Raw genomic sequence first — 24,946 nt, forward strand, 5'->3', positions numbered from 1 at the left:
ACCATTTTTGAGGGTCGTTGTATGGCTGGTTCAGTTGACCGTGCTGCAAGCACGCCATTGATCGAAAAACGCTCAATTGACTACATTCCTGAATCCGAGCGTCACGGTCGGTTATTCAGCCAGTTCACCCTGTGGCTGGGGGCCAACCTGCAGATCACCGCCATCGTCACCGGCGCCCTGGCCGTGGTGCTGGGCGGCGACGTGTTCTGGTCGCTGGTGGGGCTGTTCGTCGGCCAGCTGCTGGGTGGCGGGGTAATGGCCCTGCACGCCGCGCAAGGCCCGCGCCTGGGCCTGCCGCAGATGATCTCCAGCCGCGTGCAGTTCGGCGTCTACGGTGCGGTGATCCCGCTGGTGCTGGTGTGCCTGATGTACATCGGCTTCTCGGCCAGTGGTTCGCTGCTGGCCGGCCAGGCCATCGCCCAGCTGCTGCAGGTGGATGACTGGCAGGGCATCGTCATCTTCGCCGCCCTGATCGTGGTGCTGACCATCTTCGGCTACCGGGTTATCCACATGATCGGCCGCGTCGCCAGCGTGCTCGGTGTCATCGCCTTCATGTACCTGTTCTACCGCCTGCTGGCCGGCAACGACGTCGGTGCGCTGCTGGGCAACAAGCACTTCTCCCTGAGCAGCTTCCTGCTGGCGATTTCCCTGTCGGCGTCCTGGCAGATCGCCTTCGGCCCGTACGTGGCGGACTACTCGCGCTACCTGCCGAGCAAGACCTCGGTGGCCGGCACCTTCTGGGCCGTGGGCCTGGGCGCGGTGATCGGTGCGCAGGCGTCCATGGTGTTCGGCGTGTTCGCCGCCGCCCTGGCCGGCGCGCAGTTCGCGCACCACGAAGTGTCGTTCATCGTCGGCCTGGGCGGCACCGGCGCGGTCGCGGCGCTGCTGTACTTCAGCGTGGCGTTCGGCAAGGTAACGGTCACCACCCTCAACGCCTACGGCAGCTTCATGTCCATCGCCACCATCATCAGTGGCTTCCGCGGCAACCGCCATATCTCCAGCGCCCTGCGCCTGACCTACATCTTCCTGATGGTGGGCACGGCGACGCTGCTGGCGGTGCTGGGCAAGGACTCGTTCCTCAAGGACTTCTCGGCCTTCATCCTGTTCCTGCTGGCGTTCTTCACGCCCTGGAGCGCCATCAACCTGGTGGACTTCTACTGCATCACCAAAGAGCGCTACGACATCCCGGCGCTGTCCAACCCCGATGGCCGCTACGGCCGCTGGAACATTCCCGGCATCAGCATCTACGTGGTCGGCGTGGTGATCCAGATGCCCTTCATCTCCACCCACTTCTACACCGGCCCGCTGGTGGCTAGCCTGGGCGACACCGACATTTCCTGGATCATCGGCCTGGTGGTGCCGGCGGTGCTGTATTACCTGGTTGCCAAGCGCTGGCACGGCGCGGTGCCCGACCGCCTGATCCTGCCGGACGAGCAGCCTTTGGCCACGGCGGCGGCAGGGAAGGCTATACCTCAGGGGACCTTCTGACGTGTGAGAGCCGCCCATGTTCCCCGATACCCTGACCTTCTCCGTTGCCGACTGGGTCAACCGTGGCGTCGACGCCCTGGTGACCCGCTACGGCGATCTGTTCCGGCAGGTGTCCGATTCGCTGCTGTGGCTGATCGTGCGCCTGGAAAGCGGCCTGCGCCTGCTGCCCTGGTGGTTGCTGCTGCTGATTGTCGGGGGCATAGCCCTGCATGCCACGCGCAGGGTGTTCAGTGCGCTGGTGATCATGGCGCTGCTGTTTCTGGTGGGGGCCGTGGGGCTGTGGGACAAGCTGCTGCAAACCCTGGCGCTGATGCTGGTGGCCACGCTGATCTCGGTGCTGATCGGCATTCCCCTGGGTGTGCTGGCCGCGCGCAGCAAGCGCCTGCGCGCGGTGCTGATGCCGCTGTTGGACATCATGCAGACGCTGCCCAGCTTCGTGTACCTGATCCCGGTACTGATGCTGTTCGGCCTGGGCAAGGTGCCGGCGATCTTCGCCACGGTGATCTACGCCGTGCCGCCGCTGGTGCGCCTGACCAGCCTGGGCATCCGCCAGGTGGACCGCGAGGTCATGGAGGCGGTCAACGCCTTCGGCGCCAGCCGCTGGCAGCAGTTGTTCGGCGTGCAGTTGCCGCTGGCCATGCCCAGCATCATGGCTGGGGTCAACCAGACCACCATGATGGCGCTGTCGATGGTGGTGATCGCCTCGATGATCGGCGCCCGAGGGCTGGGCGAGGACGTGCTGGTGGGCATCCAGACCCTGAACATCGGCCTGGGCCTGGAAGCCGGGCTGGCCATCGTCATCCTCGCGGTGGTGATCGACCGCATCACCCAGGCCTACGGCCGTCCGCGCCACGAGGTGCGGCCATGATCGAGGTGCGCAACGTGTCCAAGGTGTTCGGGGTGAAACCCGAGCGGGCGCTGGCCCTGCGCGCCGAGGGCGCCAGCAAGGAGCAGATACTGGCCGCCACCGGCTGCGTGATCGGCGTCGACGACCTGTCGCTGACCGTGGAGGCGGGCGAGATCTTCGTGATCATGGGCCTGTCCGGCTCGGGCAAGTCGACCCTGGTGCGCCACCTGAACCGGCTGATCGATCCTACCAGCGGGCAGATTCTGGTCGATGGCCAGGACATCCTCGGCTACGACCGCCGCGCCCTGCGCGAATTTCGCCGGCACCAGGTCAGCATGGTGTTTCAAAGCTTCGGCCTGCTGCCCCATCGCACCGTGCTGGAAAACGTCGCCTATGGCCTGAAAGTGCGGGGCGAAAGCCGCCAGCAGTGCGCCGAGCGTGCCGCCCACTGGATAGCCGCGGTGGGCCTGCAGGGCTACGAACACGCCTGGCCGGCGCAGCTGTCGGGCGGCATGCGCCAGCGCGTCGGCCTGGCGCGGGCGCTGGCGGCCGACACGCCGATCATCCTCATGGACGAGGCCTTCAGCGCCCTCGACCCGCTGATTCGCGCCGAAATGCAGGACCAGTTGCTAGCGCTGCAGCAAGGCCTGCACAAGACCATCGTGTTCATCACCCACGACCTGGACGAAGCTGTCCGGCTGGGCAACCGCATTGCCATCCTGCGCGACGGCCGCCTGATTCAGGTCGGCGCTGCGCAGGACATTCTTCATCACCCGGCCGACGACTACGTGGACCGTTTCGTTCGCCGCCGGGTGGCCACTTATTAAGGAGCGTTGTAGATGTTGTTGGCCGAAAACGTCGTAATCGCCGATGCACGCTTGCGTTGGCAGGATGTGGTCGCCGTGGCGCGCTTTGGCGCCCGCCTGGAGCTGTCGCCCCAGGCCTGGGCGCGTATCGATAACGCCCAAGCCATCGTCCAGCGCATCGTCGAGAGTGGTGAGCGCGCCTATGGCGTGAACACCGGGCTGGGCGCGCTGTGCAACGTGTCGCTGCAGGACGAGCAGCTCAGCCAGCTGTCGCGCAATACCCTGCTCAGCCACGCCTGCGGGGTGGGCAAGCCGCTGACCGACGAACAGACCCGGGCGATTATCTGTGCGGCCATCATCAACTTCTGCCAGGGCAAGTCCGGCCTGCACCGCCAGGTGGTGGAAGCGCTGCTGGCGCTGCTCAACCGCGGCATCACCCCGCAGGTGCCGTCCCAGGGCTCGGTGGGCTACCTGACGCACATGGCGCACATCGGCGTGGGCCTGCTGGGCATCGGCCCGGTCAGCTACCGCGGGCAGATCGTCGACGCCGCCCAGGCCTTCGCCGCCGAAGGCCTGCAGCCGGTGATCCTCGGCGCCAAGGACGGCCTGTGCCTGGTCAACGGCACGCCGTGCATGACCGGCCTCAGCTGCCTGGCCCTGGACGACGCCTGGCGCCTGACCGGCTGGGCCGACGTGATCGGCGCCATGAGTTTCGAGGCCCTGCGCGGGCAGATCGACGCCTTCGACCCGGCCATCATCAGCCTCAAGCCGCACCCCGGCATGCAGGTAGTGGCGAGAAACCTGCGCTGGCTGCTGGCCGATAGCGAGGTGATCGCCAGCAGCCGCGGCATCCGCACCCAGGACGCCCTGAGCATTCGCTCCATTCCCCAGGTACACGGCGCCTCCCGTGACCAGCTGGCGCACGCGGCGCGGCAGATCGAGATCGAGCTCAACTCGGCCACCGACAACCCGCTGCTGCTGGGCACCCCTGACGACTATCGGGTGATGTCCCAGGCCAACCCCCACGGGCAGTCGGTGGCCATGGCGGCCGACGTGTTGGCGATTACCGTGGCCGAGATCGGCGCCATCGCCGAGCGCCGCCTGGACCGCATGATCAACCCGCTGGTCAGCGGCCTGCCGGCGTTCCTGGTCAGCCAGCCGGGGGTGAACTCGGGGATGATGATCGTGCAATACGTCGCCGCTTCGCTGTGCGCCGAGAACCGCCAACTGGCGCAGCCGGCGGTTGTGGATAACTACGTGACCTCGGGCCTGCAGGAAGACCACCTGAGCATGGGCACCAACGCCTCGCTCAAGCTGCACCGGGCGCTGGAGAACTGCACGCAGATCCTCGCCATCGAGTACCTGCTGGCCGCCCAGGCCTTCGAATTCCTCAAGGACCAGCGCTTCGGCGCCGGCACCGACACCGCCTGGCGCCTGCTGCGCGAGCGCATCCCGCCCTACGACCAGGACCGCTGGCTGGCGCCGGACATCGCCGCCAGCGCCGCCATTCTCAAGGACCCGGCCCTGCTGGGCCGCACCTTCCCCGAATTGTTCCAGGAGACTCTGTGATGAAAACCCTGTGGCAGCACTGCCATGTGGCGACCATGGCCCACGGCAAATACTCGATCATCGAAGACGCCGCCATCGTTACCGCCGATGGCCTCATTGAATGGATCGGCCCGCGCAGCGAGGCGCCGGCAGGGCAGGGCGTGGACCTGGGCGGTGCCTGGGTGACCCCGGGGCTGATCGACTGCCACACCCACACGGTGTTCGGCGGCAACCGCAGCGGTGAGTTCGAACAGCGCCTGCAGGGCGTCAGCTACGCCGAGATTGCCGCGGCCGGCGGCGGCATCGCCAGCACCGTGCGGGCCACCCGCGCCGCCAGCGAGGACGAGCTGTTCGCCAGCGCCCGCAAGCGCCTGGCCAGCCTGCTGCGCGACGGCGTGACCACGGTGGAGATCAAGAGCGGCTACGGCCTGGACCTGGCCAGCGAGCGCAAGATGCTGCGCGTCATCCGCCGCCTGGGCGAGGCGCTGCCGGTGAGCGTGCGCGCCACCTGCCTGGCCGCCCACGCGCTGCCGCCTGAATACAAGGACCGCGCCGACGACTACATCGCGCACATCTGCGACGAGATGCTGCCGGCGCTGGCGGCCGAAGGCCTGGTGGACGCCGTGGACGCCTTCTGCGAATACCTGGCGTTCTCGCCGGCGCAGGTGGAAAAGGTCTTCCTCAAGGCCCGCGAGCTGGGCATCCCGGTGAAGCTGCACGCCGAGCAACTGTCGTCGCTGCATGGTTCCAGCCTGGCGGCACGCTACCAGGCGCTGTCGGCCGACCACCTGGAGTTCATGACCGAGGACGACTGCCAGGCCATGGCCGCCGCCGGCACCGTGGCGGTGCTGCTGCCGGGCGCGTTCTACTTCCTGCGCGAGACCCAGCTGCCGCCCATGGACGCCCTGCGCAAGCACGGCGTGGCCATCGCCATTGCCAGCGACCTCAACCCCGGCACCTCGCCGGCGCTGTCGGTGCGGCTGATGCTGAACATGGCCTGCACCCTGTTCCGCATGACCCCCGAGGAAGCCCTGGCCGGCGCCACCCTGCATGCCGCCAAGGCCCTGGGCCTGGGCGCGAGCCACGGCTCGCTGGAGGTGGGCAAGGTCGCCGACTTCGTCGCCTGGGACATCGAGCGCCCGGCCGACCTGGCCTACTGGCTGGGCGGCGAATTGAACAAACGCGTCGTGCGTCACGGCGTGGAAGTCACTGTTGGAGAATTGCACCGTGGATAACGTCCTGACCTTCAAGCGCGGCCGCGTGCCGCTGCTGATCAGCATGCCCCATGCCGGCCTGCGCCTGACCCCGGCCGTGAAAAGCGGCCTGATCGACGAGGCGCAAAGCCTGCCCGACACCGACTGGCACATCCCGCGCCTGTACGATTTTGCCGACGAGCTGGGGGCCAGCGTCGTTGCGGCCGAGTATTCGCGCTTCGTCATCGACCTCAACCGGCCTTCGGACAACAAGCCGCTGTATGCCGGGGCTACTACCGGGTTGTACCCGGAGACGCTGTTCGATGGCGTGCCGTTGTTCCATGAACGGCCCTCGGACGACGAGCGCGCACGGTATCTGCAGGAAATCTGGGTGCCGTACCACCGTACCATCGAGCAGGAACTGGCGCGCCTGCGCGACGAGTTCGGTTATGCGCTGCTGTGGGACGCGCATTCCATCCGCTCCCAGGTACCGCACCTGTTCGACGGCCGCCTGCCGGACTTCAACCTGGGCACCTTCAACGGCGCCAGCTGCGACCCGGAACTGGCCCGGCGCCTGGAAGGCGTGTGCGCAGGGTTCGACGGCTACAGCCACGTGCTCAACGGGCGCTTCAAGGGCGGCCACATCACCCGCCACTTCGGCGACCCGGCCAACCACATCCATGCGGTGCAGCTGGAGCTGGCACAGAGCACCTACATGGAAGAATTCGAGCCGTTCAACTACCGCGAAGACCTGGCGGCACCGACGCAGGTAGTGCTGAAAGCGTTGTTGAGCGAACTCATCTCTTGGGCTTCTCAGCGCTACCCTCGCTGACCCCGCGCCAATTGTGGGAGCTGGCTTGCCAGCGAGCTGTTGAGGCCCTGAAAGCTCGCTGGCAAGCCAGCTCCCACAGCCATGAAGAGCGCTCCTGTAGGACGCATCCGTAGTCCAATTCTGAAAATACACCCCCGGCGCGGTTTCGCATTGAGCCGCGCCGCCACCCCCGGTACGTTGGCCCCCGCATTCTTCGCAAATGGAAGTGGGGTACTGGCATGGCCGGCAATCGCTACATCACACCGCAGCAGCTGGAACAGGCCCTGCTCACGCCGGACCTGACCGACCCGTTCGAAGCCCACGCCGTGGGCATGACCGCGGAGCTGGTGCTCAAGCGCCTGCAGCACCGCGGCTGGCCAGCCGCGACGCCCCTGCGCGGGCCCAAGGTGGTATCGCCCCAGGACAACTACGGGCTGTTGGGCTACAGCCGCGAAGCGTTGATCCTCGACAGCGAACAGGCGCGCTGGGTAGACAGCCAGAAACTGCTGCGCACCCACACCAGTTGCCTGCTGCCGCCCGCCCTGCGCGCTGCCGCGGCCAAGCGCTGGCCCGGTGAAACCCTGCTGCTGGCCGCCCCCGGCATCACCTTCCGGCGCGACGTGCGCGACCGCTGGCACTGCACAGAGCCGCACCAGATGGACGTCTGGGTGCTGGGCGGGCCGCAGCTGTCCAGCCGCCAGCAACTGATGCGGCTGGTCGGCGACATCCTCGAGGGCACGATTCCCGGCGCGCGGTGGCTGCACCGCGAGCGCCCAAGCGCCTACACCGACCGCGGCGTGGAGATAAACGTGATCAGGGACGACAGGGCTATCGAGGTCATGGCCGGCGGCTGCATCGCCCGCTCCCTGCTCGAGCACCTGGGTATCGACCCGGCGCGCCACGGCGGCCTGGCGCTGAGCGTGGGCCTGGACCGGCTGACCATGCTGTGCAAGGGAATTCCCGACATTCGCCTGCTGCGCGACCCCGATGAGCGCGCGGCGGCGCAGATGCACGACCTGCTGCCCTGGCGACCGCTGCCGCGCTTGCCGGCCATCACCCGGGAACTCTCGGTGGCCATGGCGGCCGGCCATAGCCTGGAGGTGCTCACCGAGCGCATCCTGCAGGCCGCCGGCGCCTGCGCCAGCTGGGTCGAGGAAATCACCCTGCGGGGCCGCTGGCCGATCAGCGAGCTGCCCCAGGCGGCCATCGAGCAACTGGGCCTGGTACCCGGCCAGGAAAACCTGCTGCTGCGCATCACCCTGCGCGACGCCACCCAGCCACTGGCGGTGGAACAGGCCAACGCGCTCTACGACGTACTGGAGGACGCCCTGCACGAAGGCTTCCCGGGCGGCAGCTACCGCCTGGAGCGCTGAACACCCCGCCCATCGTTTGCGCCGCGCATGGAGGGGGGGAATGCCCCTCGACGCCATGGGGGCATGATCTGTAAGCGATTCGGGTTTATGATGCCTGACGGCACTTATGACAGAAGTCCCAGCAGGGATGACCCAACACCCTTACGGAGCGTGCAATGCAGACTTTGTACCCGCAGATCAAACCCTACGCCCGGCACGATCTGGCCGTGCAAGAGCCGCATGTGCTGTATGTAGACGAGAGTGGTTCGCCCGAAGGCCTGCCGGTGCTGTTCATCCATGGCGGCCCCGGTGCCGGCTGTGATGCCCAGAGCCGCTGCTATTTCGACCCGAACCTGTATCGAATTGTCACGTTCGACCAGCGTGGCTGTGGCCGTTCCACCCCCCATGCCAGCCTGGAGAACAACACCACCTGGGACCTGGTGGCCGACATGGAACGCATCCGTGAACACCTGGGCATCGACAAGTGGGTGCTGTTCGGTGGCTCCTGGGGCTCAACCCTGGCGCTGGCCTACGCGCAAACCCACCCCGAACGCGTGCACGGCCTGATCCTGCGGGGCATCTTCCTGTGCCGCCCCCAGGAGATCCAGTGGTTCTACCAGGAAGGCGCCAGCCGCATGTTCCCCGACTACTGGCAGGACTACGTGGCGCCGATACCGGCCGACGAGCGCCATGACCTGCTCGGCGCGTTCCACAAGCGCCTGACCGGCAACGACCAGATCGCCCAGATGCACGCCGCCAAGGCCTGGTCCACCTGGGAAGGCCGCACCGCCACCCTGCGCCCCAATCCGCTGGTGGTGGACCGCTTCTCCGAGCCGCAGCGGGCGCTGTCCATCGCCCGCATCGAATGCCACTACTTCATGAACAACGCCTTCATGGAGCCTGACCAGCTGATCCGCGACGTGCCGAAGATCGCCCATCTGCCGGCGGTGATCGTGCATGGCCGCTACGACGTCATCTGCCCGCTGGACAACGCCTGGGCGCTGCACCAGGCCTGGCCCAACAGCGAGCTGCAGGTGATCCGCGACGCCGGCCACGCCGCGTCCGAGCCAGGCATCACCGACGCCCTGGTACGCGCCTGTGACCAGATGGCCCGGCGTTTGCTGGACCTGCCCCTGGAGGAAGCGTGAAGGGGCTGCTGCAGCGCGTCAGCAGCGCGCGGGTGGAAGTCGAGGGGGAGGTCGTGGGGGCCATCGACCAGGGCCTGATGGTGCTGGTGGCGGTGGAACCTGAAGATACCCGCGCCAGCGCCGACAAACTTCTGCACAAGCTGCTTAACTATCGAGTGTTTTCCGATACGCAGGGCAAGATGAACCTGTCGCTCAAGGACGTGGGCGGTGGCCTGCTGCTGGTGTCGCAGTTCACCCTGGCGGCGGACACGCGCAGCGGCATGCGCCCCAGCTTCTCCACCGCGGCGCCGCCAGCACTGGGCGCCGAGCTGTATGAGTACCTGCTGGCGCAGGCACGGGTGCAGCACGAAGGCGTGGCGTGTGGCCGTTTTGGCGCCGACATGCAGGTGCACCTGGTCAACGATGGCCCGGTTACGTTCCTGTTACAGTCATAAGTGGCGGTAAAACGTTCATTTGCGCGAATTTCGGTGAGTTTGTAGCATAAAAAGTTTACCAACCCTGATGCGTTGTAACGCGGGCTGCTGGATAATCTCGCGCCATGACGATCAGCGTTCGTTGATCCATTTTGTTCCGACCTGAGCCTTGGTCTTTGCCGTCTGGGGAATCATTGCGCCCTTTCGGAGTCGGAACAATGCTCGCCAACCCGGCACATGACCGCTGGCCGTTGGTTCTTTGATTTGTTTTTCGGCGAGGGTTGCTCGTGATTGTTAGTCCCTGTAATGCACCAAGAACCCCAGGCAAGCGCCTACGCACCGCGCTGTTGACGGGGTCTGCACTCCTCTGCCTGCTGAGCGCGGGCCAGATCTGGGCCTTTGGCCTGGATGACGTGGCAGCCAAGGCAAAGGATCTTGCCGGGCAGAAATTCGAGGCACCCAAAAGCAATCTGCCTGCCGAATTCCGGGACATGAAGTTCGCTGACTACCAGAAAATTCGTTTCCTGAACGAGAAAGCCGAGTGGGCGAACGACAAGACCCCCTTCAAGCTCTCGTTCTACCACCAGGGCATGCACTTCGACACGCCGGTGAAAATCAACGAAATTGCCAACGACAAGGTCGAGGAAATCAAATATGACCCGGCCCGTTTCGATTTCGGTGACCTGAAGTTCGATCCAAAGTCCACCGAGAAACTGGGCTACGCCGGTTTCCGCGTGCTGTACCCGCTGAACAAGGCGGACAAGCAGGACGAAGTCATGACCCTGCTGGGTGCCAGCTACTTCCGCGTCGTCGGCAAGGGCCACACCTACGGCCTGTCGGCCCGTGGCCTGGCCATCGACACCGCGCTGCCGTCGGGCGAGGAGTTCCCGCGCTTCACCGAGTTCTGGGTGGAGAAGCCGAACCCGGCCGACAAGTTCCTGGTGATCTACGCCCTGCTGGACTCGCCACGCTCCACCGGCGCCTACAAGCTGACCCTGCGCCCGGGTGAAGACACCGTCGTCGACGTCAAGTCCAAGGTGTTCCTGCGTGACCACGTCAGCCGCCTGGGCATCGCCCCGCTGACCAGCATGTTCCTGTTCGGCTCCAACCAGCCGTCCAAGGTGCTCAACTACCGTCACGAGCTGCACGACTCCACCGGCCTGTCGATCCATGCCGGCAACGACGAGTGGATCTGGCGCCCGCTGAACAACCCGAAACACCTGGCCGTGAGCAGCTTCACCGTCGAGAACCCGAAAGGTTTCGGCCTGCTGCAGCGTGGTCGTGAATTCGGCCGCTACGAAGACCTCGACGACCGCTACGACAAGCGCCCAAGCGCCTGGGTAGAGCCGAAGGGCGACTGGGGCAAGGGCACCGTCGACCTGGTCGAGATCCCGACTGCCGACGAAACCAACGACAACATCGTTGCCTTCTGGAACCCGGAAAAACTGCCGGAGCCAGGCCAGGCCCTGGACCACGACTACCGCCTGGTCTGGACCTCCAACGAAGACCAGCTGCACTCGCCTGAAACCGCCTGGGTCAAGCAGACCCTGCGTTCCACCGGCGACGTCAAGCAGTCCAACCTGATCCGCCAGCCTGACGGCAGCGTGGCCTTCCTGATCGACTTCACCGGCCCGGTGCTCGCCGCCCTGCCGGAAGACGCCCAGGTGCGCAGCCAGGTGAGCGTTGGCGACAACGCCGACCTGGTCGAGAACAACCTGCGCTACAACCCGGAAACCAAAGGCTGGCGCCTGACGCTGCGCCTGAAGGTCAAGGATCCTAAACAGTCGGTCGAGATGCGCGCCGCACTGGTCAAGGACGCACCACTGCCGCCCGCCAAGCCGGCTGAGCCTGTGAAGGAAGAGAAGCCTGCCGCCAAGCACGCCAAGGCCAACGCCAAGCATGCCAAGGCCGACAAGCCTGCCGAGCAGCCTGCCCCGGCTGCGCCCACCCCCGAGGAGCCGGTCAAGCCCGATCAGGTACTGACCGAAACCTGGAGCTACCAGTTGCCTTCCGATGAGTAATTCACAGACCCGGCCAGAGTCGCTCGGCGAGTACCTGGCCCACCTGCCCCTGAGCGAGGAGCAGCGCGCAGAACTTGCCCGCTGCAACTCGTTCAGCGAGCTGCATGAATACCTCTCCGCGCAGCCGGCGGACGAGTCGCGCGAGGCCGCCCAGGCCTCGGTCGGCCGTCGGTTGACCCTCAACAGCGCCGCTGAACTGGAAGAGGCCGAGATGCTCTCGGTCGACGCCGACGGCCGCGTGAAGCTCAAGGCCACGCCGCCGATCAACCGCACGCGGGTGGTCCCGGAGCCTTGGCGCACCAACGTGCTGGTGCGCATGTGGCGCCGGGTCACCGGCCAGAAGAGCGCGCCGGAACCGGTCAGCGACAAGCGCGAGCTGCCCAAGGCGCGCTGGCGCTGGGTGGGCTCCATGCGCCGCTACATCCTGCTGGTGCTGATGCTGGGCCAGACCGTCGTCGCCGGTTACTACATGAAAGGCATCCTGCCCTACCAGGGCTGGTCGTTCGTGGACCTGGACGAGGTGCTGCACCAGTCCGTGGCGCAGACCGCGCAGCAAGTGCTGCCGTACGTGCTGCAGACCAGCATCCTGATTCTGTTCGGCATCCTGTTCTGCTGGGTGTCGGCGGGCTTCTGGACTGCCCTGATGGGCTTCCTGGAACTGCTGACCGGGCGCGACAAGTACCGCATCTCCGGCGCCAGCGCCGGCAACGAGCCGATCGAGCCCGGTGCCCGCACCGCGCTGGTGATGCCTATCTGCAACGAAGACGTGCCGCGGGTGTTCGCCGGCCTGCGCGCTACCTTTGAATCGGTAGCCGCCACCGGTGACCTGGACCGTTTCGACTTCTTCGTGCTGTCGGACACCAACGACACCGACATCGCCGTGGCCGAGCAACAGGCCTGGCTGGACGTGTGCCGCGAGGCCAAGGGCTTCGGCAAGATCTTCTACCGCCGCCGTCGCCGCCGCGTTAAGCGTAAAAGCGGCAACCTCGACGACTTCTGCCGTCGCTGGGGCAGCGACTACCGCTACATGGTGGTGCTGGACGCCGACAGCGTCATGAGCGGCGAATGCCTGACCAGCCTGGTGCGCCTGATGGAGGCCACCCCGGATGCCGGTATCATCCAGACCGCGCCGAAGGCGTCGGGCATGGACACCCTGTATGCGCGCATGCAGCAGTTCGCCACCCGCGTGTACGGCCCGCTGTTCACCGCGGGCCTGCACTTCTGGCAGCTGGGCGAGTCGCACTACTGGGGCCACAACGCGATCATTCGCATGAAGCCGTTCATCGAGCACTGCGCGCTGGCGCCGTTGCCGGGCAAGGGTGCCTTCGCCGGCGCCATCCTGTCCCACGACTTCGTCGAAGCCGCGCTGATGCGCCGTGCCGGCTGGGGCGTGTGGATTGCCTACGACCTGCCGGGCAGCTACGAAGAACTGCCGCCCAACCTGCTCGACGAGCTCAAGCGCGACCGTCGCTGGTGCCACGGCAACCTGATGAACTTCCGCCTGTTCCTGGTGAAGGGCATGCACCCGGTGCACCGCGCGGTGTTCCTGACGGGCGTGATGTCGTACCTGTCGGCGCCGCTGTGGTTCTTCTTCCTGGTGCTGTCCACCGCGCTGCTGGCGGTGAACACGCTGATGGAGCCGGCGTACTTCCTGGAACCGCGGCAGCTGTACCCGCTGTGGCCACAATGGCACCCGGAAAAAGCCGTGGCGCTGTTCTCCACCACCATCGTGCTGCTGTTCCTGCCCAAGCTGCTGAGCATCATCCTGATCTGGGCCAAGGGCGCCAAAGAGTACGGCGGCCGCATCAAGGTCACTATCTCGATGCTGCTGGAGATGCTGTTCTCCATGCTGCTGGCGCCGGTGCGCATGCTGTTCCACACCCGGTTCGTGCTGGCCGCGTTCCTGGGCTGGGCCGCTACCTGGAACTCGCCGCAGCGTGACGACGACTCCACGCCATGGAGCGAAGCCGTGCGCCGCCACGGCCCGCAGACCCTGCTGGGCTTCCTGTGGGCGCTGCTGGTGTGCTGGCTGAACCCAAGCTTCCTGTGGTGGCTGACGCCTATCGTCGGTTCGTTGATGCTGTCGATCCCGGTGTCGGTGATCTCCAGCCGCACCAACCTGGGCCTCAGCGCCCGCGACGAGAAGCTGTTCCTCATCCCCGAGGAATACGACACGCCGCAGGAGCTGATCTCCACCGACCAGTACACCCATGAAAACCGCTGGCACGCGCTGAAGGATGGCTTCATCCGCGCCGTGGTGGACCCGCAGCAGAACGCCCTGGCTTGCGCCCTGGCCACTGCCCGGCACCGTTCGGTGGCGCCGATCGAATCGCTGCGCGAGGAGCGTATTCGCAAGGCGCTCAGCGTCGGCCCGCTGAAGCTGGACGGCAACACCCGCCTGCACCTGCTCAGCGACCCGGTGGCGCTGGCACGCCTGCATGCACTGGTTTGGAGCGAGGGCAACGATGCCTGGCTCGGCGCCTGGCGCCAGTCGCTGGAAGCGGACCCGCATTCGCCGCTGCTGCCGCTGCAACCGCACTCATCCACGCCGCCAGCCCTGGCCAACGCGTGATTCCAAAGGCCCCGGGCGCACTGCCCGGGGCAGCTGGAAACCTCTGGAAACACTGCCAACGGTCACTTTCTGTCGACCTTTGCGCATTAAATCCCTCTTCAGCACTTGTACTACCAGACGAGTACGTTAGGATCGCACCCCGAAATGGTGCGCCCCCGATGTGCGGCGCCCTGAATTGACACGCGCGAGCACGTTGCAACGCGTTAGTTAGGGGACTTGGTGATGAAGAAGTATCTGTCGATGCTGCTGCTGGGCGTCATGGCGCTGGGCGCAGTGGGTTCCGCCCAGGCGGGCGCCATCGATGACGCGGTCAAGCGCGGCACGCTGCGGGTGGGCATGGACCCTACCTACATGCCATTCGAGATGACCGACAAGCGCGGCGAGATCATCGGCTTCGAAGTCGACCTGCTCAAGGCCATGGCCAAGTCCATGGGCGTGAAGCTGGAGCTGGTGTCCACCAGCCTCGACGGCATCATCCCGGCGCTGATGACCGACAAGTTCGACCTGATCGGCAGCGGCCTGACCCTGACCCAGGAACGCAACCTGCGCATCAACTTCAGCGACCCCTTCATCGTGGTCGGCCAGACCCTGCTGATCCGCAAGGAGCTGCAAGGCACCATCAAGTCCTACAAAGACCTGAACGATCCCCAGTACCGCCTGACCTCCAAGGTCGGCACCACCGGCGAGATGGTCTCGCGCAAGCTGATGTCCAAGGCCCAGTACCACGGCTATGACAACGAGCAGGAAGCGGTGATGGACGTGGTCAACGGCAAGGCCGACGCCTTCGTCTACGACTCGCCCTACAACGTGGTGGCCGTCGACAAGGCCGGCAACGGCAAGCTGGTGTACCTGGAGAAGCCGTTCACCTACGAGCCGCTGGCCTTCGGCCTGAAGAAGGGCGACTACGACAGCCTGAACTTCATCAACAACTTCCTGCGCCAGGCCCACGAAGACGGGTCCTACGATCGCATTCACGACAAGTGGTTCAAGAGCACCACGTGGCTCAAGGACATGGAATAACCCCAGTCGTCCTTGTCTGACACCAGCGCGCGGGCTTGCCCGCGCGTTCGCATTTACGGAAAGGCAGTAGTGATCAAACACAAGAAAGCCCAGTGGCCCTGGCACGGGCTGACGGCGCTGGTCCTGGTGGGCCTGGCTGTCACCCTGTTTTACGCGACTTCGCTGATTTCCTACGAGTGGCGCTGGAGCCGCGTGCCGCAGTACTTCGCCTACCAGGCCGAAGACGTGCAGCGCGCCACTGGCAACGGCACGGTCGAGGCCATCGACGCCCAGGGCAGCATGACCCGGGTGACGCTCAAGGACGAGGACGGCGACCAGCAGGTGCTGACCGTGGCCCAGGACAGCGTGAGAGTGTCCCAGGGCGACGATATCTCCGAAGGTGACCCGGTAGGCGTCACCCGCCACTGGGCCGCAGGGCCGCTGGCCTGGGGCCTGTGGGCCACGGTGTGGATCTCGGTGGTGTCGGGGGTGATCGGCCTGTTCATTGGCCTGGTCGCCGGGTTGTGCCGCCTGTCCGGCAACCCCACCCTGCGCGACCTGTCCACGGTGTACGTCGAGTTGGTGCGCGGCACGCCGCTGCTGGTGCAGCTGTTCATCTTCTACTTCTTCATCGGCACCGTGCTCAACCTGTCGCGCGAGTTCGCCGGCGTGGCGGCGCTGGCGCTGTTCACCGGCGCCTACGTGGCCGAGATTGTGCGTGCCGGCGTGCAGTCCATCGCCCGGGGCCAGGGCGAGGCGGCCCGTTCGCTGGGCCTGAGCGCTGGCCAGTCGATGCGCCATGTGATTTTGCCGCAGGCGTTCAAACGCGTGCTGCCGCCCCTGGCCGGGCAGTTCATCAGCCTGGTCAAGGACACCTCGCTGGTGTCGGTGATCTCCATCACCGAACTGACCAAGGCCGGCCGCGAAGCCATCACCACCTCGTTCTCCACGTTCGAGATCTGGTTCTGCGTGGCGGCCCTGTATTTGCTGATCAACCTGCCGCTGTCGCACTTTGCCAGCCGGCTTGAGCGGAGGCTTGCACAAAGTGATTGAAGTTCGTGATCTGGTGAAAGTCTTCGACACCCGTGGCCACGTGGTGCGCGCGGTGGACCACGTGACCACGCAGGTGGCCAAGGGCGAAGTGCTGGTGGTGGTGGGGCCTTCGGGCTCGGGCAAGTCCACCTTCCTGCGCTGCCTGAACGGCCTGGAGCAGTTCGACGCCGGCACCGTGAGCATCGACGGCCTGTCCCTGGCCGACCCGAAAACCGACATCAACGCCTACCGCCGCGAAGTGGGCATGGTGTTCCAGCACTTCAACCTGTTCCCGCACATGACGGTGCTTGAGAACCTGTGCCTGGCGCAGAAGATCGTGCGCAAGCGCAGCAAGAAGGAGCGCGAGGAAAAGGCGCGCATGCTGCTGGACAAGGTGGGCATTGGCCAGAAGGCCAATGAATTCCCGTCGCGCCTGTCGGGCGGCCAGCAACAGCGCGTGGCCATCGCCCGCGCGCTGGCCATGGACCCCAAGGTGATGCTGTTCGACGAGCCCACCTCGGCCCTGGACCCGGAAATGGTCGGCGAAGTGCTGGACGTGATGAAGACCCTGGCGCTGGAAGGCATGACCATGATCTGCGTCACCCACGAAATGGGCTTCGCCCGCGAAGTGGCGCACCGCGTGCTGTTCTTCGACCACGGCAAACTGCTGGAAGACTCGCCCCCCGAGCAATTCTTCAGCAACCCCCGCGACCCCCGCGCCCAGGCGTTCCTGCGCCAGGTGCTGTAACCACCCCCACCCCATGGCCGCCGTGACGCAGCCTCCGGCAGCTGCTACGCGGATGCCCCGTAGCAGCTGCCGCCAGGCGGCGTCTGCAGGCGCCGCGGATGGCCCTGACGCAGCCTTCGGCAGCTGCTACGGGGTTAGACTCGGAAGCGGCCTACCAGGCCTTGGAGGTGGGTGCCCAACCGCGCCAGCTCGATGCTCGACGCTGCCGTCTCTTCACTGGCCGCCGAGGTCTGGTCCGAGACATCCCGCACGTTCAGCACGCTACGGTTGATCTCTTCGGCCACCGCGCTTTGCTGCTCGGCTGCCGCGGCGATCTGCTGGTTCATGTTCTGGATGGTCGATACCGTGCGGGTGATGTTTTCCAGCGAGTTGCCGGCGCGGCGGGTCAGTTCGACGCTGCTGTCGGTGAGGCTGCGGCTGTTGTCCATCACGGTAGCGACTTGCTGGGTGCCGCTTTGCAGGCCGGCGATCAGTTGCTCGATCTCTTCGGTGGATTTCTGCGTGCGCTGGGCCAGGCTGCGCACCTCGTCGGCCACCACGGCGAAGCCACGGCCGGCTTCGCCTGCGCGGGCGGCCTCGATGGCGGCGTTGAGGGCCAGCAGGTTGGTCTGCTGGGCCACGGACTTGATCACGTCCAGCACGCCGCCGATCTTGTCGCTTTCGCGCTTGAGGTGGCCCATGGCCTCGGTGGAATGGCCCACCTCGGCCGCCAGGCGCTCGATCTGCTCGATGGCCTCGCTCACCACCCGGTCGCCCTCGCGGGCCTGCTGGTCGGCGGCTACGGCGGCCTCGCTGGCCTGTTCGGCGTTGCGCGCCACTTCCTGCACGGTGGCGGCCATCTGGTTCATGGCGGTGGCCACCTGGTCGGTCTCGACTTTCTGGCTGGTGACGCCGGCGCTGGTCTGCTCGGTGACCGCCGACAGCTCCTCGGCGGCGCTGGCCAGCTGGGTGACGCCGTCGCTGATGCCGGCGATCAGGGTGCGCAGGCCCACGGTCATGCGCTGCAGGCTGTTCTGCAGCTGGCCCAGTTCGTCGCTGCGGTCCACGGTGTGGGCGTGGGTGAGGTCGCCGGCGGCCACCTCATCCATGATTTTCAGGGTGGCGTGCAGCGGGCGCACCACCTGGCGGGTGATGGCGAAACCGGCCAGCACGCTGAACACCAGGGCCATGAGCGCGCTGCCCGCCAGCCATTGCCTGGCGCTGGTGGCGTCGGTGTCGCGCTTGGCGGTTTGCGAGCGGGTCAGCTCGGCGCTCATGTCCAGCAGCACGCTGCCATCATCGGCCAGGCGCTTGAACAGCGGCGCGGTGTCGCGCTGCGGGTCATTGGCCTTGCGCGCCTGGTCCAGCTCGGTGACGGTCTGGCGGTAGTCGCGGGTGGCGCTGATCTGCCGCTCCAGCCGTTCCACGTCCTCGGGAGAAGTGAGCAGCGCGTGTGCGCTGGCCAACTGGGTGTCGAGCTTGCCCAGCACCGCCAGCACGCCTTCGATGCTGCCGTTCTCGTTCGCCACGCTCAGGCGGGCAATGCGCAGGTCGCGGGTCAGGTCACTGACCGTGGCAATGCTGTTGAGCTTGTTGCCTCGCTCGATCAGCGCGCCGAGGCCGTTCCAGCCGGCGGTGAAGGTGAGCAGGGTCATGGCCAGCACCAGGCCGAAGCCCAGCATCAACTTGCGTTGCACACCGATGTGCCCGAGGTGGTATTGCATCCAACGATACATGCGCTTGCACTCCTAGCGAGCAGACAGGGCGTTTTGCCATTAGCGTGCCTCTGTATCGGCCCTGTGCCTAGGATCTGTAATACCGTGGATCGGACTTTTACGGGCATTTGTGGGAGCTGGCCTGCCAGCGAGCTTTTGGAGGACAGCTCAAAAGCTCGCTGGCAAGCCAGCTCCCACAAAATCGCGCTAGAACAAACGCGCCAGCAGCGCGGTGACGGCAGTCTCGACGCGCAGGATGCGCTCGCCCAGTTGCACCGGGTTCAGGCCCGCCTTGCCCAGCAGCTCGACCTCGTAGGGAATCCAGCCGCCTTCCGGGCCGATTGCCAGGGTCACCGGCTCGCTCAGGCCGCGGGGGCAGGGCGGGTGATCGCCGGGGTGGCCGACCAGGCCCAGGGTGCCGTCGGCGATGGCCGGCAGGCGGTCTTCGACGAAGGGCTTGAAGCGCTTCTCGATGATGATTTCCGGCAGCACGGTGTCACGCGCCTGCTCCAGGCCCAGCACCAGGTTCTCGCGAATGGCGTCGGGCTGCAGGAAGGGCGTCTGCCAGAAGCTTTTCTCCACCCGGTAGCTGTTCACCAGGATGACCTTGGCCACGCCCATGGTGGCTACGGTCTGGAACACCCGCCGGAGCATTTTCGGCCGCGGCAGGGCCAGCACCAGGGTCAGCGGCAGCTTGGCCGGCGGCGGCTGGTCCAGCACAACCTGCAGTTCGGCTTCGCGGGCTTCCAGGCGCAGCACCTCGGCGCGGCCCATCAGGCCGTTGATGCGGCCCACGCGCAGGCTGTCGCCCACGGCCACGCCGTGTACTTCCTGCATGTGCTTCAGGCGGCGGTCGCGCAGGACCACCCGGTCGGCCGCGATGAAATCGGCCTCCTCGAGCAACAGCAGGTTCACGCCTGGGTCGCTGGCGGCTGGTCGTTGTGGTCGCTGGCGTCTTCTTCATGGTCGCCACGCTTGCTGACCAGGCCGCCGAACAGCACGCCAATCTCGAACAGCATCCACATGGGCACGGCCAGCAGGGTCTGCGAGAAGATGTCCGGCGGGGTCAGCAGCATGCCGACCACGAAGCAGCCAATGATCACGTACGGGCGCATCTTCTTCAGCTGCTTGACGTCGACCACGCCGATCCACACCAGCAGCACCACGGCCACGGGGATCTCGAAGGCCACGCCGAAGGCGAAGAACAGGGTCATGACGAAGTCGAGGTAGCTGGTGATGTCGGTCATCATCTGCACGCCGGCCGGGGTGGCCGAGGCGAAGAACTTGAAGATCAGCGGGAACACCAGGAAATACGCGAAGGCCATGCCGCAGTAGAACAGCAGGATGCTGGAGATCAGCAGCGGCACTGCCACGCGCTTCTCATGCTTGTACAGGCCGGGCGCGATGAAGCCCCAGATCTGGTGCAGGATGACCGGGATGGCCAGGAACAGCGAGACCATCATGGTCAGCTTCAGCGGCGTCAGGAACGGCGACGACACGTCGGTGGCGATCATGGTCGCGCCTGCCGGCAGGTATTCGCGCAGCGGCACCGACACGAAGGTGTAGATCTGCTGGGTGAAGGCGAACAGCGCGGCGAAGATGACGAAGATCGCCGCTACGCAGCGCAGCAGGCGGGTTCGCAGCTCGGTGAGGTGCGAGACCAGCGGCATGGGCTGGTCGTTTTCGGGAATTTCGCTCATGGGGCTCGCGGCGGCTGGGTCGGATCGTGAGGCGGCGTGTGGGCGCCGGGGACTTGCTCGGGCGAGGCATGCACCGGGGCGGCCGGTGCAGGTTCGGCGTGCACAGGCGCAGGTTCAGGCACCTGCGCAGGTTGTGGCTGTACCACCGGTGGCTGCGCGGGCTGCACAAGCGGGTTGAGGATCTTCTTCGCTTCCTGTTCCAGCGAGAGGATGTGCTCGTTGTGCAGCTGCCGGCGAATCTCGTCGGCGCCGATTTCACGTTCCACTTCCGCCTTGATGGCATTGAAGCTGCGCTTGAGCCGGCCTACCCACAGGCCGGCGGTGCGGGCGGCGCCCGGCAGGCGCTCGGGGCCGAGCACCAGCAGGGCCACCAGGCCCACCAGAAGCAATTCGCTGAAGCTGATCCCGAACATGACTTCAGTCTTTCCTGATGGGGTCTTCGACTTTCTGGGCCGTGGCATCGATGGTGTGCGGCTGGCTCAGGGGCGAGGTGGCCTGCGGGTGCACTGGCTGGGCAGGTGGCACCGGCTGGTCGGCGGGCTTTTCGTCGTCGTTCATGGCCTTGCGGAAGCCCTTGATGGACTCGCCGACGTCGGTGCCCAGGTTTTTCAGTTTCTTGGTACCGAACACCAGTACCACGACAATCAGGATGACAATCCAGTGTTTCCAGTCAAAGAGACCCATGGGGTAATTCCTCGTTCGATACGTTATGCAGAAGGCTGGCGGGCGGCTTTTTCGGCGTGGCCGGAAAGCCCGAAGCGGCGGTCCAGTTCATCCAGGACGGCCTGCGGGTGTTGCCCCAGCGCAGCCAGCATGACCAGGCTATGGAACCACAGATCGGCGGTTTCATAGATGACATCGCTGTAATCTCCGCTGACGGCGGCGTCCTTGGCGGCGATGATGGTCTCGACCGACTCTTCGCCGACCTTTTCCAGAATCTTGTTCAGGCCCTTGTGGTACAGGCTTGCGACGTACGAGCTGTCTGGCTCGGCGCCTTTGCGCGACTCCAGTACCTCGGCGAGCCGGGTCAGGGTGCTGTCAGTCATGGGAGTGTCCTGGCTGGTAGATGGCTTTCGGGTCCTTGAGCACGGGGTCGACGGTTTGCCAGCCGCCGTTCTCGTAGACGCGGTAGAAGCAGCTCTGACGACCAGTATGGCAGGCAATGTCGCCCACTTGTTCAACCATCAGGATAATCACGTCGGCGTCGCAGTCCAGGCGCATTTCGTGCAGGTGCTGCACGTGGCCTGAGTCCTCGCCCTTGCGCCACAGCTTGCCGCGCGAGCGCGACCAGTAGATGGCGCGGTTCTCGGCGGCGGTCAGGGCCAGCGCCTCGCGGTTCATCCAGGCCATCATCAGCACGCGCCCGGTCTTGTGATCCTGGGCGATGGCCGGGACAAGGCCGTCGCTGTTCCAGTTGATCTCGTCCAGCCAGTCTTTCATTTTTGACTCCGACAACGAGTTCGATCAGCTCGAACTCCTCACTAGTGTGCCACCCCGATGGGCGGCTGGCTATCAACGCGCGACCAGGTACAGGCCCGCGGCCAGCATGATCCACGCGGGCCACGCGGCCAGGCTGTCAATGGCGCCGCCGGTGGCGGCCAGTGTCGCACCCCCGGCCAGCAGGGCGCCACCCACCACGCGCAGCACGCGCTGTTCGCGTGGCTGTTGCCAGGGCGGCGGGGCGTCCTTGGCGTGGGGCTGCGACATGCGTTCCAGCAGGTCGCGGGTCATGTTGGCCAGGTGCGGCAGTTGCTCTACCTGGGATTGCACGTTGTGGAACAGGCTCTTGGGGCTCATGCGCTCGCGCATCCAGCGTTCCAGGAACGGCTGGGCGGTGCTCCACAGGTCCAGGTCCGGGTACAGCTGGCGGCCCAGGCCCTCGATGTTCAGCAGGGTCTTCTGCAGCAGCACCAGCTGCGGCTGCACTTCCATGTTGAAGCGCCGCGCGGTCTGGAACAGGCGCATCAGCACCTGGCCGAAGGAGATGTCCTTCAGCGGTTTCTCGAAGATCGGCTCGCAGACGGTGCGGATCGCCGCCTCGAACTCGTTGAGCTTGGTCTCGGCCGGCACCCAGCCCGAGTCGATGTGCAGCTGCGCCACGCGGCGGTAGTCACGCTTGAAGAACGCAAACAGGTTGCGCGCCAGGTAGTCCTGGTCCTCGGGCGTGAGGCTGCCGACGATGCCGCAGTCGATGGCGATGTACTTGGGGCTCCACGGCGCCACGGTGCTGATGAAGATGTTGCCCGGGTGCATGTCGGCGTGGAAGAAGCTGTCGCGGAACACTTGGGTGAAGAAGATCTCCACGCCGCGCTCTGCCAGCAGCTTCATGTCGGTGCGCTGGTCGGCCAGGGTGGCCAGGTCCGTGACCTGGATGCCGTAGATACGCTCCATCACCAGCACCTTGGGGCGGCACCAGTCCCAGTACACCTGGGGCACGTAGAGCATGTCCGAGGCTTCGAAGTTGCGCCGCAGCTGGCTGGAGTTGGCCGCCTCGCGCAGCAGGTCAAGCTCGTCGTAGATGGTCTTCTCGTAGTCGGCGACCACGTCCACCGGGTGCAGCAGGCGTGCGTCGGCCGAGAACTTCTCGGCCCAGCGGGCCAGCAGGAACAGCCACGCCAGGTCCTGGCCGATGACCGGCTTGAGGCCGGGGCGCACCACCTTGACCACCACTTCCTCGCCGCTGCGCAGCTGCGCCGAGTGCACCTGGGCCACCGAGGCCGAGGCCAGCGGTTCGACGTCGAAGCGGCTGAACACCTCGACGATCTTCTTGCCAAGTTGCTCTTCGATCAGCTTGATCGCCTGTTGCGGGTCGAACGGCGGCACGCGGTCCTGCAGCAGCATCAGCTCGTCGGCGATGTCTTCGGGCAACAGGTCGCGGCGCGTGGACAGCAGCTGGCCGAACTTGATGAAGATCGGCCCCAGGTCCTGCAGCGCCAGGCGCAGGGCGGCGCCACGGGTCAGCTCCAGGCGCTTGCGCGGCAGCCAGCGCCAGGGCATGGCGAAGCGCGTGATGCGCAGAAACCACGGCAGGGGGAGGGCGAATAACAGGTCATCGAGACGGTAGCGGATCACGACGCGCTGAATGCGCAACAAACGGCGGACGGCAAGCAGCTTCATGCGTTATCGCTAGGTTTGAGGGATCGGGCGAGGCGCTCAAGGCGCGCTTCGAGGCGTTCGACATCGAGCTTGAGCTCGTCGATTTCGGCAAACCTGGCTTCGGCTTCGTGCTTGCCCACCAGGGTGCGGGTTTCTTCGGCCAGGTATTCGGCCATGTTCTGGTTCAGGCTGGACAGGCCCTTGCGCACCCAGCTGGCGTCGCGGCGCAGGTGCCCGCTAACCAGCTGGCTGGCCACCGGGCCGAGCCAGCGTTGCAGCTCGTATTCCCAGTCCAGTTCCAGGTCCTGCAGCACCGCCACCAGTTCCAGCAGCACGGCGCTGTCGCCGGCCAGGTCCACTTGCGGGCTGTGCAGCACGGCGGTCTTGTCGCGGCTCACCGCCAATTGCGCCAGGCTGCTGGCCGGGGCCTGCAGCACGCAGTCGGCCGGCGCCGCCCATTGGCTGGCCAGCATCAGGCCTTCACCGCTGGGCAGGATGAACAGTTTCATGGCCGGCATCAGGCAATCGATCTCGATCACCTTGCCGGCCAGGCGCGCCAGCCGTGGCAGCGCCGTGCTGTCCAGGCGCAGCACACGGTTGAGGCCGTGTTCGGCGCTGGCGATCAGGCCGCTGTACAGCATCAGGGCTTGATGCCGCGGTGCAGGGCGACGATGCCCGAGGTCATGTTGTGGTAGGTGACGCGGTCGAAGCCGGCCTGCACCATCATCGACTTCAGGGTTTCCTGGTCCGGGTGCATGCGGATCGATTCGGCCAGGTAGCGGTAGCTTTCCGAGTCGTTGGTGATCAGCTTGCCAGCCAGGGGCATGAATGCGAACGAATAGGCGTCGTACACCTTGGACATGAACTTGTTGGTGGGCTTGGAGAACTCCAGCACCAACAGGCGGCCGCCTGGCTTGAGCACGCGCAGCATCGAGGCGATGGCGTCTTCCTTGTGGGTGACGTTGCGCAGGCCGAAGGCGATGGTCACGCAGTCGAAGTAGTTGTCCGGGAACGGCAGCTTCTCGGCGTCGGCCTGGACGAACTTGACGTTGCCGGCCACGCCCAGGTCCAGCAGGCGGTCGCGGCCTACCTTGAGCATGGATTCGTTGATGTCGGCCAGCACCACTTCGCCGCTGCTGCCCACCAGGTGGGAGAACTTGCGGGTCAGGTCGCCCGTGCCGCCGGCGATGTCCAGCACGCGGTTGCCGCTGCGCACGCCCGACAGTTCGATGGCGAAGCGTTTCCACAGCCGGTGCATGCCGCCCGAGAGCACGTCGTTCATCAGGTCGTACTTGGCCGCTACCGAGTGGAATACCTCGGCGACCTTCTCGGCCTTCTTGCTTTCGGGCACGTTCTTGTAGCCGAAGTGGGTAGTAGGTTCGGCATCGCTGGCTTTGCGCTGATCGGTCATATCGCTGTCACCGGAAAAAATTACTGGCCATTCTAATCCCCATGGCCGGCTTTGTCTTGGCAAGGCT

24 protein-coding genes are annotated in these 24,946 nt (G+C 65.8%); 14 read left to right on the plus strand and 10 right to left on the minus strand.

Annotated elements, in window-relative coordinates; genetic code table 11:
- Window positions 1-21: 21 nt before the first annotated feature.
- From AC0J42_RS02115 to AC0J42_RS02180, 14 genes are all read left to right on the plus strand, one after another.
- Complete coding sequence (locus tag AC0J42_RS02115; protein WP_473005134.1) at window positions 22-1,488, plus strand: purine-cytosine permease family protein; 1,467 nt, start codon at window positions 22-24, stop codon at window positions 1,486-1,488.
- 16 nt (window positions 1,489-1,504) lie between these two features.
- Window positions 1,505-2,356, plus strand: a complete 852-nt coding sequence (locus AC0J42_RS02120) for an ABC transporter permease (protein ID WP_416422017.1) — start codon at window positions 1,505-1,507, stop codon at window positions 2,354-2,356.
- Window positions 2,353-3,162, plus strand: coding sequence for a quaternary amine ABC transporter ATP-binding protein (locus AC0J42_RS02125; RefSeq protein ID WP_416422018.1), 810 nt, complete (start codon window positions 2,353-2,355; stop codon window positions 3,160-3,162). The genes AC0J42_RS02120 and AC0J42_RS02125 overlap by 4 nt, the downstream gene beginning before the upstream one ends.
- A 12-nt stretch (window positions 3,163-3,174) precedes the next feature.
- A complete protein-coding gene (hutH, locus tag AC0J42_RS02130; RefSeq protein WP_473005135.1) occupies window positions 3,175-4,710 on the plus strand; it encodes a histidine ammonia-lyase in 1,536 nt (511 codons plus the stop codon).
- Window positions 4,710-5,924: an imidazolonepropionase gene (gene hutI, locus AC0J42_RS02135; RefSeq protein WP_416422020.1), complete on the plus strand. Its 1,215-nt coding sequence runs from the start codon at window positions 4,710-4,712 to the stop codon at window positions 5,922-5,924. The genes hutH and hutI overlap by 1 nt, the downstream gene beginning before the upstream one ends.
- Entirely contained in the window at window positions 5,917-6,714 is a 798-nt protein-coding gene (gene hutG / locus AC0J42_RS02140) for an N-formylglutamate deformylase (RefSeq protein WP_473005136.1), read from the plus strand. The genes hutI and hutG overlap by 8 nt, the downstream gene beginning before the upstream one ends.
- A 218-nt stretch (window positions 6,715-6,932) precedes the next feature.
- Window positions 6,933-8,066: a PheS-related mystery ligase SrmL gene (gene srmL / locus AC0J42_RS02145; protein ID WP_473005137.1), complete on the plus strand. Its 1,134-nt coding sequence runs from the start codon at window positions 6,933-6,935 to the stop codon at window positions 8,064-8,066.
- Between the two features lie 155 nt (window positions 8,067-8,221).
- The gene (gene pip / locus AC0J42_RS02150; RefSeq protein WP_473005138.1) at window positions 8,222-9,193 is read left to right on the plus strand and encodes a prolyl aminopeptidase; all 972 of its coding nucleotides are present in this window, start codon (window positions 8,222-8,224) and stop codon (window positions 9,191-9,193) included.
- Window positions 9,190-9,627: a D-aminoacyl-tRNA deacylase gene (gene dtd / locus AC0J42_RS02155; RefSeq protein WP_416422024.1), complete on the plus strand. Its 438-nt coding sequence runs from the start codon at window positions 9,190-9,192 to the stop codon at window positions 9,625-9,627. Before pip ends, dtd begins: the two co-directional genes overlap by 4 nt.
- Before the next feature lie 266 nt (window positions 9,628-9,893).
- Window positions 9,894-11,627 (plus strand): glucan biosynthesis protein G, encoded by a 1,734-nt coding sequence (locus AC0J42_RS02160; protein WP_416422025.1) that lies wholly within the window; start codon window positions 9,894-9,896, stop codon window positions 11,625-11,627.
- Complete coding sequence (gene mdoH / locus AC0J42_RS02165) at window positions 11,620-14,199, plus strand: glucans biosynthesis glucosyltransferase MdoH (protein ID WP_416422026.1); 2,580 nt, start codon at window positions 11,620-11,622, stop codon at window positions 14,197-14,199. Before AC0J42_RS02160 ends, mdoH begins: the two co-directional genes overlap by 8 nt.
- Window positions 14,200-14,421: 222 nt before the next feature.
- Complete coding sequence (locus AC0J42_RS02170) at window positions 14,422-15,219, plus strand: transporter substrate-binding domain-containing protein (protein WP_416422027.1); 798 nt, start codon at window positions 14,422-14,424, stop codon at window positions 15,217-15,219.
- A gap of 69 nt (window positions 15,220-15,288) precedes the next feature.
- Window positions 15,289-16,251: an amino acid ABC transporter permease gene (locus AC0J42_RS02175; RefSeq protein WP_416422028.1), complete on the plus strand. Its 963-nt coding sequence runs from the start codon at window positions 15,289-15,291 to the stop codon at window positions 16,249-16,251.
- Complete coding sequence (locus tag AC0J42_RS02180) at window positions 16,244-16,978, plus strand: amino acid ABC transporter ATP-binding protein (RefSeq protein ID WP_473006804.1); 735 nt, start codon at window positions 16,244-16,246, stop codon at window positions 16,976-16,978. The genes AC0J42_RS02175 and AC0J42_RS02180 overlap by 8 nt, the downstream gene beginning before the upstream one ends.
- Window positions 16,979-17,112: 134 nt before the next feature.
- On the opposite strand, the gene AC0J42_RS02185 is transcribed toward AC0J42_RS02180, so the two are convergent.
- From AC0J42_RS02185 to ubiE, 10 genes are all read right to left on the minus strand, one after another.
- Entirely contained in the window at window positions 17,113-18,693 is a 1,581-nt protein-coding gene (locus AC0J42_RS02185) for a methyl-accepting chemotaxis protein (RefSeq protein WP_416422030.1), read from the minus strand.
- Between the two features lie 186 nt (window positions 18,694-18,879).
- The gene (locus AC0J42_RS02190) at window positions 18,880-19,587 is read right to left on the minus strand and encodes a 16S rRNA (uracil(1498)-N(3))-methyltransferase (protein ID WP_416422031.1); all 708 of its coding nucleotides are present in this window, start codon (window positions 19,585-19,587) and stop codon (window positions 18,880-18,882) included.
- Window positions 19,584-20,372, minus strand: a complete 789-nt coding sequence (tatC, locus tag AC0J42_RS02195; protein WP_416422032.1) for a twin-arginine translocase subunit TatC — start codon at window positions 20,370-20,372, stop codon at window positions 19,584-19,586. The genes AC0J42_RS02190 and tatC overlap by 4 nt, the downstream gene beginning before the upstream one ends.
- Window positions 20,369-20,785: a Sec-independent protein translocase protein TatB gene (tatB, locus tag AC0J42_RS02200; protein WP_473005139.1), complete on the minus strand. Its 417-nt coding sequence runs from the start codon at window positions 20,783-20,785 to the stop codon at window positions 20,369-20,371. The genes tatC and tatB overlap by 4 nt, the downstream gene beginning before the upstream one ends.
- A 4-nt stretch (window positions 20,786-20,789) precedes the next feature.
- The gene (locus tag AC0J42_RS02205) at window positions 20,790-21,056 is read right to left on the minus strand and encodes a twin-arginine translocase TatA/TatE family subunit (RefSeq protein WP_416422034.1); all 267 of its coding nucleotides are present in this window, start codon (window positions 21,054-21,056) and stop codon (window positions 20,790-20,792) included.
- Window positions 21,057-21,079: 23 nt separating this feature from the next.
- A complete protein-coding gene (locus AC0J42_RS02210; RefSeq protein ID WP_416422035.1) occupies window positions 21,080-21,418 on the minus strand; it encodes a phosphoribosyl-ATP diphosphatase in 339 nt (112 codons plus the stop codon).
- Window positions 21,411-21,812 carry a phosphoribosyl-AMP cyclohydrolase gene (hisI, locus tag AC0J42_RS02215; protein ID WP_416422036.1) on the minus strand — a complete coding sequence of 134 codons (402 nt, stop codon included), beginning with the start codon at window positions 21,810-21,812 and terminating at the stop codon, window positions 21,411-21,413. Before hisI ends, AC0J42_RS02210 begins: the two co-directional genes overlap by 8 nt.
- 72 nt (window positions 21,813-21,884) lie before the next feature.
- The gene (ubiB, locus tag AC0J42_RS02220) at window positions 21,885-23,489 is read right to left on the minus strand and encodes a ubiquinone biosynthesis regulatory protein kinase UbiB (protein ID WP_416422037.1); all 1,605 of its coding nucleotides are present in this window, start codon (window positions 23,487-23,489) and stop codon (window positions 21,885-21,887) included.
- Complete coding sequence (locus tag AC0J42_RS02225; RefSeq protein WP_416422038.1) at window positions 23,486-24,109, minus strand: ubiquinone biosynthesis accessory factor UbiJ; 624 nt, start codon at window positions 24,107-24,109, stop codon at window positions 23,486-23,488. The genes ubiB and AC0J42_RS02225 overlap by 4 nt, the downstream gene beginning before the upstream one ends.
- The gene (gene ubiE, locus AC0J42_RS02230) at window positions 24,109-24,879 is read right to left on the minus strand and encodes a bifunctional demethylmenaquinone methyltransferase/2-methoxy-6-polyprenyl-1,4-benzoquinol methylase UbiE (RefSeq protein WP_416422039.1); all 771 of its coding nucleotides are present in this window, start codon (window positions 24,877-24,879) and stop codon (window positions 24,109-24,111) included. Before ubiE ends, AC0J42_RS02225 begins: the two co-directional genes overlap by 1 nt.
- Window positions 24,880-24,946: the final 67 nt, after the last annotated feature.

The organism is Pseudomonas sp. Tav-5-1A (assembly GCF_055755055.1).